This window comes from Paenibacillus sp. FSL H7-0690, from assembly GCF_037980415.1.
Lineage (GTDB): Bacteria > Bacillota > Bacilli > Paenibacillales > Paenibacillaceae > Paenibacillus_AQ > Paenibacillus_AQ odorifer.
On sequence record NZ_CP150281.1, the window covers coordinates 2,426,145 to 2,439,241 of the forward strand.

Annotated in this window: 12 protein-coding genes and 1 riboswitch; of the genes, 9 read left to right on the forward strand and 3 right to left on the reverse strand. The window is 42.3% G+C overall.

Annotation, left to right across the window (positions count from 1 at the left end):
• Positions 1–2: 2 nt before the first annotated feature.
• Together MHI32_RS10515 and MHI32_RS10520 are read left to right on the forward strand one after the other, a co-directional pair.
• Positions 3–767: a pseudouridine synthase gene (locus MHI32_RS10515; protein WP_076186699.1), complete on the forward strand. Its 765-nt coding sequence runs from the start codon at positions 3–5 to the stop codon at positions 765–767.
• Between the two features lie 261 nt (positions 768–1,028).
• Positions 1,029–1,829, forward strand: a complete 801-nt coding sequence (locus MHI32_RS10520; RefSeq protein WP_076280260.1) for a Cof-type HAD-IIB family hydrolase — start codon at positions 1,029–1,031, stop codon at positions 1,827–1,829.
• Positions 1,830–1,981: 152 nt separating this feature from the next.
• Here MHI32_RS10520 and MHI32_RS10525 read toward each other — a convergent pair whose 3' ends face one another.
• Positions 1,982–3,595, reverse strand: a complete 1,614-nt coding sequence (locus MHI32_RS10525) for a DUF4179 domain-containing protein (RefSeq protein WP_340012304.1) — start codon at positions 3,593–3,595, stop codon at positions 1,982–1,984.
• Complete coding sequence (locus MHI32_RS10530) at positions 3,579–4,097, reverse strand: RNA polymerase sigma factor (RefSeq protein WP_036689341.1); 519 nt, start codon at positions 4,095–4,097, stop codon at positions 3,579–3,581. Before MHI32_RS10530 ends, MHI32_RS10525 begins: the two co-directional genes overlap by 17 nt.
• Positions 4,098–4,301: 204 nt before the next feature.
• Positions 4,302–4,393, forward strand: a riboswitch (cyclic di-GMP riboswitch).
• Between the two features lie 117 nt (positions 4,394–4,510).
• On the opposite strand from MHI32_RS10530, the gene MHI32_RS10535 reads away from it, so the two are divergent.
• On the forward strand, positions 4,511–5,359 hold the full coding sequence (locus tag MHI32_RS10535; protein WP_076301216.1) for a DUF6612 family protein: 849 nt from the start codon (positions 4,511–4,513) through the stop codon (positions 5,357–5,359).
• 172 nt (positions 5,360–5,531) lie between these two features.
• Positions 5,532–6,635, forward strand: coding sequence for an NADH-dependent flavin oxidoreductase (locus MHI32_RS10540; RefSeq protein ID WP_076301374.1), 1,104 nt, complete (start codon positions 5,532–5,534; stop codon positions 6,633–6,635).
• Between the two features lie 78 nt (positions 6,636–6,713).
• On the opposite strand, the gene MHI32_RS10545 is transcribed toward MHI32_RS10540, so the two are convergent.
• Positions 6,714–7,730: a CapA family protein gene (locus MHI32_RS10545; protein WP_076305902.1), complete on the reverse strand. Its 1,017-nt coding sequence runs from the start codon at positions 7,728–7,730 to the stop codon at positions 6,714–6,716.
• 269 nt (positions 7,731–7,999) lie between these two features.
• Here MHI32_RS10545 and MHI32_RS10550 point away from each other — a divergent pair, with 269 nt between their 5' ends.
• The 5 genes from MHI32_RS10550 (at position 8,000) to MHI32_RS10570 (ending at position 13,015) form a co-directional block, all read left to right on the forward strand.
• Complete coding sequence (locus MHI32_RS10550) at positions 8,000–9,238, forward strand: FprA family A-type flavoprotein (protein ID WP_036689344.1); 1,239 nt, start codon at positions 8,000–8,002, stop codon at positions 9,236–9,238.
• A gap of 16 nt (positions 9,239–9,254) precedes the next feature.
• Positions 9,255–10,469, forward strand: a complete 1,215-nt coding sequence (locus tag MHI32_RS10555) for an FAD-dependent oxidoreductase (protein ID WP_036689346.1) — start codon at positions 9,255–9,257, stop codon at positions 10,467–10,469.
• A gap of 28 nt (positions 10,470–10,497) precedes the next feature.
• Positions 10,498–10,680, forward strand: a complete 183-nt coding sequence (gene rd / locus MHI32_RS10560; RefSeq protein ID WP_076130123.1) for a rubredoxin — start codon at positions 10,498–10,500, stop codon at positions 10,678–10,680.
• A gap of 47 nt (positions 10,681–10,727) precedes the next feature.
• A complete protein-coding gene (locus tag MHI32_RS10565) occupies positions 10,728–11,438 on the forward strand; it encodes a Crp/Fnr family transcriptional regulator (RefSeq protein ID WP_051491610.1) in 711 nt (236 codons plus the stop codon).
• A 167-nt stretch (positions 11,439–11,605) separates the two neighbouring features.
• Positions 11,606–13,015 (forward strand): extracellular solute-binding protein, encoded by a 1,410-nt coding sequence (locus MHI32_RS10570; RefSeq protein ID WP_076191356.1) that lies wholly within the window; start codon positions 11,606–11,608, stop codon positions 13,013–13,015.
• Positions 13,016–13,097 lie beyond the last annotated feature (82 nt).

The window sequence follows — 13,097 nt, forward strand, 5'->3', positions numbered from 1 at the left end:
GAATGAGCCTATCAGGGAAAACTGCAAAAAAGCAGCGTTTAGATAAAGTATTGTCCCATATGGGGGTAGGATCACGCAGCGATATTCGTAAACAAGCCAAGCAAGGTTTAATTACCGTGAATGGTGCAGTCGTCAAGGATAGTGGATTTCATGTAGACCCTTATCACGATAAAATTGTGGTTGGCGGCGAGCTTGTTACCTATCGTGAATTTATTTATCTTATGATGAATAAGCCACCGGGAGTTCTGTCGGCAACAGAGGACAAGCGGGATCGGACCGTTCTGGATCTTTTAAAGCAGGAATATGTACAGTTTGAACCTTTTCCTGTAGGAAGGTTAGATAAGGACACAGTAGGGCTGCTTCTGCTCACCAATGATGGAAAGCTTGCTCACGAGCTACTATCGCCACGCAAGCATGTCCCTAAGACGTATGAAGCAACAGTTGAGGGAGACGTAGATGCAGACGATGTAGCGGCTTTTGCGGCAGGTGTCGAGCTGGAAGATGGATATGTTACTTTACCTGCACAGCTAACTATATTGGGAAGAGAACGCGGCAGTAAAGTAATCTCACATATTTCGCTGATCATCACAGAAGGAAAGTTTCACCAGGTTAAGCGAATGTTCCAAGCTGTCGGCAAAAAAGTCACTTTTCTGAAACGAGTATCTATGGGAGAATTGAAGCTGGACGAAAGCCTGCCACTGGGAGCTAGTCGTGAACTTACGCTAGAGGAACTGGCACTCTTAAGTACAGAAGCATTAGAACAATAATATAGAGAAAAAATGGTATGTAAATTGAATTTGGAAACTTGGGATTAGGGAATGAAGTGGCGGAGGGGAAATTTGGAACTGTAAAAGCGATAGCGACCGCCTTTGTTTCCGGATTTCAACCACTAGTAAACGGTATAAATCAAGAAATCTGGAAACAACAGCGGCTGGAAGTCCAAATATTAACCGCAGTTGCGACTGAAACTTAACTCAAATAGCCAGGTTCAATATATATAGAAAAAGAAAGACAAGGATGGTGGGAGTATGAGATACAAACTGATTGCACTAGATGTAGATGGTACACTGTTGAATGATGATCACCACTTGAGCACTGAGAATAAAGAAGCTATTGCTGAGGTTACGCGTCTTGGCGGGCAGATCGTGTTATGTACCGGCCGCAGTCCGCAGAACTCGATTCCTTTTATGGAGGAAATGGGGCTGTCTGGTTATGTGCTGGGTCATAATGGAGCTGCTACGGTTCGTGTGAAAGATCGGGAAGTGCTGCATCAATACGGTATGGATGCTCGTGGTCTTGACCCTTATATTGATTATTGTAGAAAGCATGATATTCATTATGATGTGAATACGGCTTTTGATATGTATGTAGATAATGTAGAAAACCTGACCAAAGAAGCCAATTATATGTATGAACACTTCCGTATCATGCCGGCTACACTGCCAGCATGGGAAGATTTCCGTGAACCGGTTGTTAAGTTTACTGTATTTACACAACCAGAAATCCTTGACGAAGCTGAACGTGAATGGCGTACTTGGACCCATGAGTACAATATTTTGCGCAGTGGTGAATTTTTCGTTGACTTGATGCATCCGGAAGCCTCCAAGGGCAACGCCTTAAAGAATCTGGCTGTGAAGCTGGGAATTCCGCAAGAGGAAGTTCTTTCGATCGGTAATTATTTTAATGATATTTCTATGCTTACATACGCGGGTATGGGCGTTGCGATGGATAATTCTCCGGTTGAGGTCAAAGCGGCAGCGAATGCTGTCACGGGGTCTAACAACGAGCATGGTGTGCGAGATGCGCTGGTTAAATATTGTTTATCTTAATAATGGAAAGCATAAAGCGGACTTGAGTCCGTTCTATGCTTTTTTTGTTGTGAAGGAAATAAAAGAGATACATAAACAGAAATGATTTTATCCATAAATAACCCGCCCTTAGGATTAACTAGAAAGGGCGGGACATAGATTAACTTCCTGCATTAAAGTTTAATTTCCTCGTTCCGGCTAGGATCGCTATATTTATAGATTCCAGGGTTCAGTTCGATTTTTTCGTCGAAAGGGATATCTTTGTAGCTATCAATATTAGTTCCTGTAGATATCATGCCCTTAGGTGTAATTTCAGGCACCACTTCTTTGCCATTAATCCGTAACGTAGTTTGGTTAACGCTTTTGAAGCCAGAAGATTTGGATGTTGATTCGACAATCAAATTTTCGCCCTCAGTATAGTAAGTGAATTCAATTTTTAACCCATCGACATCAAGTGAAGTGAACTGCTTTTCTTCTTTAGGTTTGTTTATAGTGATCCAATTCTTAGTAGTATCACGTTTCTCAATGACAGCATCCTTTAATATAAGTTTCATTGGAACATCGGACCAGTCGTTATACCATTCCGGAGATTCGAATTGAAATAAATGCTGGTAGCTTTCGGAATGATCTCCTTTCAAATTCCAACCCCCAGTGATTGTTTGATCACCTATAACCAACTGAGCGGTATTATAGTGGACAATTCCTTTTTTAAGCGAATCATTTTCATCTATTAGAATTTGGATATCCAAAGGGGTAACCACTAGCTGATCTAAGGTTATGCCGGTCTTTTCTTGAAATTCAGGACTGTTATACAGTTTCTTAGTGTAAATCGCCTCACTTGCTTTTTGTCCATCTGCTTTAAAATCGAACTTCCACGTACCTGAAAATCGTTTCGCTTCTTCAATGTAACTAAAATGAAGACTAGCTTCCTTCCAATCTGATTCAGTTATATTGAAAACCTGTTCAATAAATAAATCCGATCCTTCGTTAGGCATGATGGTTGGAATTGCTTCATTCTTTTGACCACCAGTACTAACTACCAAATGTGGATTACCCCGTCCTAAGTCAGATGGTGATGCAGCGACTTTGTAACGGATAATGGTTTGATTGGAAACATATCGAACGGATTCGATTTGAATGCTTGGATATTGCTTAACTCCAGTATTGATAGTATCCCCTGCTTGATGATTAGATTGTAAGGGAATATTCCGATCACTGTAAAAAATGAGATTCCGTGCTTCAAACCTGTAGTCCTTTTTATCATCCTTTAATGTATCAGGTGTCTCATATACTCCAATGAGTTTCTGGCTTTCAGGATCGTATTCTAAATAACCGTATACCTTTGCCTTGGCACCGGATTCACTAGTCATGATGTTTTCCTCTGTAGCAAATCCAGTATATTTGGATAGATCAGATTTAGTATCAAGTGATAACAGCATTTTCATTTTTTCTCCATCAGTTACAACACCGTTCAAATTCATTGTTACTCCTGAACTGGAAGTTTGAAGATTATACTGTTGACCGATGCCGTTATTTAATGCATTGCTCACACTTCGACCACCAATTTTATCCCAATTAATCGTCATACTAGCGAATACAGGAATGGCTACAAGTAAGAGGCAAGAGAAGACAATACTGATAGGAATAACCTTTTTATTAGACCTAGGAGTATTCTGGGAGGCATGCAGATTTCTTTGACGTGTATAAGCTTCTTGTTTTATGGCAGTCCACATCAAATCATAATCCGGTCGGGGAATATGTTTATCTTTTTCAATATAGAGACTCATTACTATTCAGCTCCTTTAGTTGGGTTCCACCCATTCTATTTAGTATTTTAAGTCCCTTGTTCAGTCTGGATTTTACAGTTCCTTCGGGTATGCTCATAACTTTAGAGATCTCGGGTACAGTCAATTCGTTTATAAAACGAAGGACTACTACCATTCTGATTTTGTCGGGAAGCTGACTGTATAACCCTTGTAATTCTTTTTTAGTTTCCTGTCGATCCAAACGTTTTTCTACAGGGTTTGATTCCTCAGACCTGGATAGTAAATAATTACGTACTTCTTTCATCCACCCCGTCTTACGCCTTTTGATCACACTGTTGCACTCATTCGAAGCAATTCGTAAAATCCAAGCTTTCAAGTTTCTTACCTTCGACTTATCCGCTAAGATAACTTTTACAAATACCTCTTGGGAAATATCCTCCGCATCTGCCTGATTTTTCATTAAGTAGTAACAAAAATAATATACTTGTTCTTTATAGAGCTCGAAAATTTCCCGGTCACTCATTTTGCTGCACCCCCTGTCTTTGCTGTTCTCATTAATAAGACTTATAAGCGTATGTAATCGTTCATTTTTCATTTTGATTGTAGTATTTCTTCTGAGTATCATAGCGAATTCGAATGGAAGATAAGTCGTTTACAGGTAATTATAACCATGATAAAATTAGCGGTGGGACATGCGTCCGTAATCTAATTAAAACTAATTGAATGTCCGCGTTAAAGGTAAAATCATCGAAAGATGATGACACAAAGTCATGGGTCTAAAGCCTTTCGACAGAAGGAAATGATCGCCAGGCCGCCATAGGGATGTCTTATGAAGCATAAAGGATAGCTCTAAGAATATGTAGTCTATTTTGAGCTCTTTTATTATTTCGACCTATACGGCGTTACATTATCGCAAGGGGCCGAAAGGGGAAGTACATGAACAGTTTTTTCAAAACAATAGGTACTAGTTTGGCAGTAGGTGCTTTATTGCTGTCCGGAACGATCGGATGGATGTCTAATCCAGGAGTAGTGTCAGCAGCTACCTCAACAGTAGTAACCGCGGATCAGATGATCAGCAAAGTAACGGCAGCCTCCAAAGCAATAAAGAATTTCCATCTGGATGTGACCAAAAAACAGGATATTCAAAGCGGCGGGGTGCGTATCAGCAACACCAACACTCTGAAGCTGGATATCAACCGTCTGCCGAATTTTGCCGCAGCAGGCACTGTCGCTAGTAGTCTTTTAGAAACATCGTACAGTCTATATGCCAATGACAAGGAGTTTTACTATCTTGTAGACGGAAGTGAACTGATCGATGAATCTGAAGATGAAGGTTACGACGATGACGGGGAGCCAATCGATCCTGATGCACAATATTGGCTTGGACTGGAGAAAACGGAATGGGATGCCTTTTACTCTAAAGGCCAATACGATCCTGTTTCCATGCTTGATTCGGTCAAAAGTTATAAAAAATCCATGAAAGTCAGCACTGCTGGCGCACAAACAGTCTTACAATTCACGGTAACCGATCCGACAGCAGCTAAGGGGATAATCAAACTCTATGACCAGGAGAACCTCTGGGATGGAGAGACAGTTCAACCCAAAAGCGTAACGTGGAAATTATTCGTCAATACTAAGACCTGGCAAACGGAAAAGCTGATAGTCGATCTGAGTTATGTGCTGGTAAGTGATGGAGCCAAAGATACATACACCACGAAAATCGAAGCTAAATATTCCAAAAATAATAAAGGTGCAGCCATTGTAAAACCGGCCGAACTAGAATAATAAGGACGATTCATAACGAGCGAAAAGCGCTGTTCAGCGGAACAGCGCTTTTTGTTGTATCCAACAGCAGTTCTTTATTAGTTGACAAGAATAAATCATTGCTGTAATTTATATGTATGCGCATGTATATAATAATTTATCTAAATATAATTTAATGAAAGTTGGGAAAAAGATGATAGCACTAGACACAGCATTAACTTTTCGCAGAGGGCTGACATTAAAAAACCGAGTGGTTATGGCTCCAATGACCACTCGAATGAGCTTTTATGACGGTGTAGTAACACAAGATGAATTGAAATACTATTCGCTAAGAACGGGCGAAGTAGGTGCGGTCATCACTGCGGCAGCAAATGTACAAGAGGGTGGAAAAGGATGGGAAGGTGAACTTAGTGTTTCCTCCGATGAATTTATTCCTAGCCTCAGCCGATTAGCATCTACTATTAAACGAAATGGAACAAAGGCTATTTTACAGCTATTCCATGCAGGAAGAATGACAGATTCAAAAATATTGCGTGGCGTACAACCCGTTTCCTCCAGCGCCATTGCTGCCGAACGCCCGAATGCAGAAATTCCAAGAGCATTAACAGAAGATGAAATTTTCGGTGTAATTGAGGATTTTAAAAAAGCGACTCAACGTGCTATTCAAGCTGGATTTGACGGGGTAGAAATTCATGGAGCAAACACATATTTAATCCAACAATTCTTCTCTCCACACTCCAACCGTCGTGAAGATCAATGGGGCGGAAGCTTAGAGAAAAGATTTAATTTCATTAACCAATTAGTGGATGCAGTTATTGCTGTCGTTGACAATTCAAAGGTTAAGGATTTTATTGTCGGGTATCGTTTTTCTCCAGAAGAATATGAAGAGCCTGGAATTAAAATCACCGATACCTTTTATCTTATTGATAAATTAGCTGATAAAAAGCTGGATTATCTGCATATTTCATTAGGGGATTTTAAGAAAGTATCTGCATCAGAAGATTTTAAAGAAAAATCAATCCTGCAATATGTGCATGAGAAAATCAATGGCCGAGTACCTTTAATTGGGGTAGGAGATATCCGTACCAAACAGGACGCAGAGGACACGTTGACAAATGCTGAATTAGTAGCAGTAGGACGATCTCTTATCATTGATCCTCATTGGACAAGTAAAGTACTGGAGGGTAAAGAAGATCTCATCAGAAGAGTACTTGCTGATCAAGATAGAGAAGAACTTGTAGTAGAGAATGGTATTCTAGAATTCCTTAAATTAATGATGCCTGATCGTTTACGCTAAACCCAAACCCAGTTTTGAGGTCTAAATCTATAACGTTCCGCGGTAAATTCCGCGGAACGTTATTTTTCTGTAACGACTCTATTCCCTCTTTAAGATTGTTGTCGTATGTTTCAACATTCGATTCATGAGATTTCGCCGCTCTGTTTTTATGTCGGTGTCGCTTCTCTTTAATGCGTCGCGGATGGGGATGATCTCTGTAATTTTCCTGCCGCTTTTTATTCTTCGATCTACACAAGTCGGGATGTAACCTACGTTAGTTATACTCGTGTGTCCTTTTTCATCCTTCTTTATTTTAAGCGTAAGAATGATACCGCTTTGTGTATAAGGAATATTCATTAGTTTAGTAGAAACAAAATTCCCCAATGAGTAAATAACGAATTGTTTTTTTCCACGAAGCGCTAACGGTTGAAGAACATGTGGGTGAGACCCCAGTATGATGTCGGCGCCATTTTTAAAAAAGAGATTGACCAGCTCTTTTTGCCTCTTGTTTGGAGTGTAACGATATTCGCTTCCGAAATGCAGATAAAGCAAGACTAGATCGACTTTCTTTTTTAAATCTCGAATCTCCCGAATGATCTTGGGCGTAGATATCCGGTTAACCAGCCATGGCTTACTCACTGGTACAGGAATTCGGTTGGTTCCTGCTGTGTAGGAGAGGATGCCAATCGTAATTCCTTTGACGTTTTTAATAAGCGTTCTCTTGGATTCTTCTAATGATTTAGCTGTTCCCGTGTGGTCGATTCCATTACGGTCCAGAACTCGTAACGTCCGAACCAGACCCGGGGCACCATAATCCATGCAATGATTGTTGGCCGTTACTAATACGTCGAATCCGGCTTCCTTAAGTGCAGGGGCCAGTTCGTCTGGACATTTGAATATCGGACCGCCTGATCGGGGGCTTTTCCGGCATTCGGGGCCGCTTCCAGCAAAGGTGGTTTCGAGATTGCCAATCGTCAAATCAGCCTGATTCAGATAAGGAGCTACTTTTGCAAACAGGGGGCTGAACGAATAGGTTCCGTCAGGCTGTTTAGCATCCGAAATAATATAACGTTTGACCATTAGATCTCCCACAGCAGCTATTTGTATTTCAGTCATGGATATCCACCTTTTTATTATTTTCATTAGGATATGGCATAAAGTTGTTAGGGGTTATTCTTTCTTTAAGGCGAAGTGCAAACATTTGTGTGGCTTTTTATTTAAAATGTGACCCAACGCATAATCACTTTATTTAGATCGTCTAAATTTAAGGTATTCATTTTTTTCAAACTTTTATAATTTGATTCAAATCCTCTTTTTTGTTTGGCAGCCATAATAAAATAAGGTTGTTGATAAACATTATCAATCAAACATTGGAGGTTAAAGAAATGAGTACACAATTCAAAAAAATCGCCGAGGATACTTACTGGATAGGCAAAATCGATAACCGCCAGGTTCCATTTCACCGCCTGATTCTGGCAAAAGGAACTACCTATAATTCTTATTTATTAAAAACAGGTAAGCCAACTGTCATTGATACCGTAGATATGGAATTCGGACGTGAATATGCCGAGTGTCTGGGTGAAATGATTGATCTTCTAGATATCCATTACATTGTAATTAATCATACAGAGCCTGATCACTCTGGTGGACTGGCAGCTCTCGCTGCCAAGGCTGCAAATGCCACGATCGTATGCACCGAGATTGCTGTTCCCGAATTGCAGGAAATGTACAAGCTTCATAGCCGGAACTTCCTGGTGGTTAAAGACGGAGATAAGCTGGATATTGGCGGGAAAACGCTGCTGTTTAAAGAAACACCGTATCTCCATACCGCAGAAACGATGATCACCTATTGTATCGAAGATCAAATCTTATTTCCTTGTGATATTTTCAGCACGCATGTTGCGGTGGAGAATCTATTCAGCGATGAAGCCGGGTTTGATATTACGGAAGATTTCGAGGGCTATTACGCAGCAATTATTCATCCTCACAGAAGATATGTAAGAACCCTGTTAGAGGCTGTTAAGGATCTTGAGATCCGGATGATCGCTCCTTCCCATGGATTTGTGATCCGGAAGGACATACGTAAATATATCGGGATGTACGCCACATTGAGCCGTGAAACAACGCAAGGAAAAAAGGCAACCATCGTATATACCACCATCAAAAACAGTACCAAGAAGATGGCCAAAATCATACAGGATTGCTTGCAGGAAAATAATATAGAGACAGAGGTCTGGGATGCAGATAAAAGTAGTGCCACTGATATTCTGAACAGCATAACGTCAGCGGACGCGGTCTTTATTGGCAGCTCCACTAAATACGCGGACATGATTGGGAACCTGGAGAACATTCTGAAAGAATTGCACAATATGAATCTGGAAGGTAAACTTGCTGCAGCCTTTGGCTCCTACGGCTGGAGTGGTGAAGCCATTGAAGTCATTCAGGATTATCTGAATGGAACAAACATGACGGTGCAAAGCACATCTGAGGTTATTAAAACCACGGGGATGACACATGTAGAGTTCCCTGTACGAATCAGATTTTCCCCGAAAGAGCCTGAGAAAGTTCAAAAAATTAAAAATGCGGCTGAATTTGTTTCGGATTTGCTGCTGAGTTCATTTTAGGGAGGAGGAACATAGGATGACAAAACATTACGTTATTGTTGGCGGAGGAGTAGCCGCCGTCCATGCCGCCAAAGCCATCCGTGATCAAGACGCAGAATCGGAAATTTCGATCCTCGGGGAGGAAAGTCTACTGCCCTATAACCGGATTAAGCTGACCAAAGGGCTGTTTACCGACCTGCACAGTGAGAAGGTGCTGATTAAAAAGGAAAAATGGTACCGCGATAACCGTATCTCCGTAAAAACCTCGACCCGAATCCGTTCTGTCCACCCGGACCGGCAAATAGTTGTGACAGAAGATGGGCAGAGTGTTTCTTATCATAAGCTTTTATTGTGTATGGGAGCGAAGAATCGTGCACTCTCCCTTGAGGGCTTCGCCCTGAACAATGTTCATACCCTCCGGGATATGAACGACGCGGACAGATTGAAAGAAAACCTGCAGGATGGCAGCCATGTAGCCGTAATCGGTGGGGGAGTGCAGGGAATCGAAACCGCTTGGGCGCTGCATGAAGCTGGATATCAGGTAACGGTGATCGAAGCTTTTCACCGGTTGATGGGCAGACAGCTTGATGAGAAATCCTCACAGCTTCTTAAAGAGAACCTTGAACAAGCAGGTGTGAAGGTTATTCTTCGAGCTGATGTAGCGTCTATAACAGGAACTGAGTATGTTACCGGAATTACGCTGCACGACCAATCTCATTTTTCCTGTGACCATGTAGTCTACTCTATTGGTATTGTACCGAATACGAAACTGGTAAGTGGCTCGAATATTCAAGTCCGGCAGGGCATTATCGTAAATGAACAAATGCAAACAAATGATCCGCATGTGTATGCAGCCGGAGATGTGGCTGAAATTAACGGGCATGTGGAAGGACTGTGGGGCGGAGCGATTGAGCAGGGCAGGATTGCCGGCAGTAATATGGTCGCCAATCTGACGGCGTATCGTAGAGCTGTTCCGGTTACCTTGTTTACCGCCTTTGGTATCTCTTTATTTTCGATAGGCAACGTGGATGAACAGTGTTGCGATACGGCGGTAAGCGGAGATGACAATGGGGCGTATACGCGTATCTATGTGAAAGATAACACAATGATCGGTGCGATATCCTGGCAAGGTGCAGCTGCTTCTCTTGGGTATAAAACCGCTGTTGAGTATGGCATCTCCCTTGAGGGGATCGATGTTAACGGGAGTAGCATCGAGGAGATTATGGCTGAAGTACAAACCAGGTTGAACTAAACTATTAACTTTTTAGGAGATGATAAAGATGAAAAAATACATTTGTCTACCCTGTGGTTATATCTATGATCCGGCATTAGGCGATCCCGATGAGGATGTTGTTGCAGGCACTGCATTTGAAGATTTGCCTGAAGATTGGGTCTGTCCGGTATGCGGTGAAGATACCAGTCATTTTGCGCCGGTTGAAGACAAAAAAACTTCTGTATCCTAAAGGAAAGTAGGAGTTGTACAAAAAAATGAACAACAGGGGGGACAGTTATGAAGGAGTATTCTTGCCAATACGCTGCTGAACCTTGTACCCGCAAGGTGCCTATTTTTGCTGCGTTAAGCGATGACGATCTCTCCCGGATCAGCGCTATGATCAAGCATCGTAAGTTTACTAAAGGTCAACCTTTAATTCTGGAAGGGGCGCCGTCAGATACGCTGTACATTATTCAGCGAGGGCATGTTAAATTATCCAAAACAACTCCTGAGGGCAAGGAACAAATTTTGCACATCTTGACGAATGGAGACTTTTTCGGAGAACTGAGCATTTTTAACAGCGATGAGCTGAGTAACTTCAGTGCTTATGCTCTGAAAGACACTAACATTTGCATGCTGACCCGAACGGATATGGAGCAGCTAATGAGGGATAATCCGGATATTTCGCTCAGACTACTGAAGAGTGTGACCAAAAGACTAGCCCATACGGAAAATCTGGCGCAAAGCCTGGCGACCAAAGATCCCGAAATACGAATTGCTTATATGATCATGGAACTCAGCGACAAATATGGTAAGCAGCGTGGCACTCATATTCATATTGACCTTCCGTTGTCTCGTGAAGAGCTGGCCAGTTATGTTGGGGTCACCCGCGAAACTATTAGCAGAAAATTCTCAAGGTTTGAAGATTCAGGTCTTATTGAGCTAATCGGAAACAAGCAAATGCTCATTATAGATCCAGCCGGTTTGGAGAGTTATATGGGGTATTAAGAGGATTACGGTGTATTGACCGCTCTTTATGACAACGTGGGTGCAGAACATACGCTATATGGGGCCAGACTCCGATACTTGTCGTTCCCAAAGGATTTCAGTATGATGAATACTATATAAACTTGTCCCTATGGGCTCGATTAATCGGAAGATGGCGAGGAAACCCAATGCAGAAAAGGAATAGCAGAAAATTTTTCCGTATCAGGCTAGAGGAAATGATTCAAACCTTGCGACATGAAATTCATTCGGGAAGTATAGCGATCGGCAGTTATCTTCCTTCAGAAAGCGACTTAGAGGTGCGCTTCGGACTTAGCAACGCTTCTGTGCGCAACGGGCTCAAGGTGCTGGTGGATGAAGGCTTAATTGAGAAAATTCCGCGTGTTGGCAATCGGATAATTCCTCCGGTAGAGGAAGGCAGAACGACGATCAAGTTCGGATATGTGAACACCATCTCCAAGCTTGTAGAGATGCAAGAGCTACTGAATGAGTTCGGTAAACGCTATCCGCATATCGACGTTCAGCCGCTCGAGTTGTCTTCAGGAAACTACTCGACATCTTTGAAGGAATATTTGCAGTCGGAAATCATGGATGTCGTACTGATGAATAATAACAATTATCAGGATTTTTTGGAGCAAGGCTGTACGGAGCTGCTGGAGCCGATGGAGGAACAGCCGGACACGTATCGTTTTCTTTCCGACCCGTTCCGGTATGGTGACCGTAATCGCGTTCGCCCCTTCATTTATTCTCCAGTCGTGCTTTGTTATAATAAACAGCACTTTAAGGAAGCCGGCGTATCACCACCAGACAGTAGCTGGACCTGGGACGATTTGTTTGCTAATGGTCGAAAGGTAGCTGAAGGTCATGACTGGTATGGTTTTTATTTTTATTTGCCTTCTCGTAACCGGTGGCCGTTGTTCCTGCTTCAGAGCGGTACGACGTTTGCGGCAGAGCAGGATGACGAAGGCAAATTCCGGTTCAGTGGCTCAAAGCTACTCGACAGTTTAGGAACCATTCGTAAGCTGATAGGCATGAAAGATGTATTTCCAGCCGTATTGTCCGAGAGCGATGCGGATGCGGAAGCCTTGTTCTTGCAAGGCAAAGTGTCCATGATTATGACGACCTATTACTTCTTGAATCAATTGCGTCAATCCGATTTGGCATTCGATATTGCTCCATTGCCGCGGCTGCAAAATGCTGATACGCTGCTGATTATAAATGGACTGGCGGTTAACAGCAAATCACAGAACAAGGATGCATCCATGCTGCTCGTTGATTTTCTCACCTCACATGAGGCACAACTGATCATTAGGCGCAAGACGCTGAATATTGCAGCCAACCGTTTGGTGATGGATTGGGAAGGTGAGGAAGTGGGTTATCGTCCGGCCCGTTTTCAGCTTTATCGTGAGATCTTCCCTACCTATCGTCTGGTTACAGAGCTGGGTTTGAGCAACCTCCAGTTGAAAGAGATTCAACGTGATATCATGTTGTTTGTTTCAGGTCTACTGGACAACGACGAGTTATGCCGCAGGCTTGAGGAAATATTGAATGCGGTAAATCAGGAGACTCAGCACTCTTGAGGACTGAAAGTTTATGTGAAAATCCCGGCACAGGTTCAATTCTGAATCTGTGCTTTTTGTTATGTTGAAGTATTTGTTTGTT

Bases quoted from the DNA above. Each gene is read 5' to 3' on its own strand.
- MHI32_RS10565 (WP_051491610.1), top strand. From the start codon at position 10,728: ATGAAGGAGTATTCTTGCCAATACGCTGCTGAACCTTGTACCCGCAAG.
- MHI32_RS10535 (WP_076301216.1), top strand. From the start codon at position 4,511: ATGAACAGTTTTTTCAAAACAATAGGTACTAGTTTGGCAGTAGGTGCT.
- MHI32_RS10570 (WP_076191356.1), top strand. From the start codon at position 11,606: ATGCAGAAAAGGAATAGCAGAAAATTTTTCCGTATCAGGCTAGAGGAA.
- MHI32_RS10530 (WP_036689341.1), bottom strand. From the start codon at position 4,097: ATGAGTGACCGGGAAATTTTCGAGCTCTATAAAGAACAAGTATATTAT.
- MHI32_RS10515 (WP_076186699.1), top strand. From the start codon at position 3: ATGAGCCTATCAGGGAAAACTGCAAAAAAGCAGCGTTTAGATAAAGTA.
- MHI32_RS10525 (WP_340012304.1), bottom strand. From the start codon at position 3,595: ATGAGTCTCTATATTGAAAAAGATAAACATATTCCCCGACCGGATTAT.
- MHI32_RS10555 (WP_036689346.1), top strand. From the start codon at position 9,255: ATGACAAAACATTACGTTATTGTTGGCGGAGGAGTAGCCGCCGTCCAT.
- MHI32_RS10545 (WP_076305902.1), bottom strand. From the start codon at position 7,730: ATGACTGAAATACAAATAGCTGCTGTGGGAGATCTAATGGTCAAACGT.
- MHI32_RS10540 (WP_076301374.1), top strand. From the start codon at position 5,532: ATGATAGCACTAGACACAGCATTAACTTTTCGCAGAGGGCTGACATTA.
- rd (WP_076130123.1), top strand. From the start codon at position 10,498: ATGAAAAAATACATTTGTCTACCCTGTGGTTATATCTATGATCCGGCA.
- MHI32_RS10520 (WP_076280260.1), top strand. From the start codon at position 1,029: ATGAGATACAAACTGATTGCACTAGATGTAGATGGTACACTGTTGAAT.
- MHI32_RS10550 (WP_036689344.1), top strand. From the start codon at position 8,000: ATGAGTACACAATTCAAAAAAATCGCCGAGGATACTTACTGGATAGGC.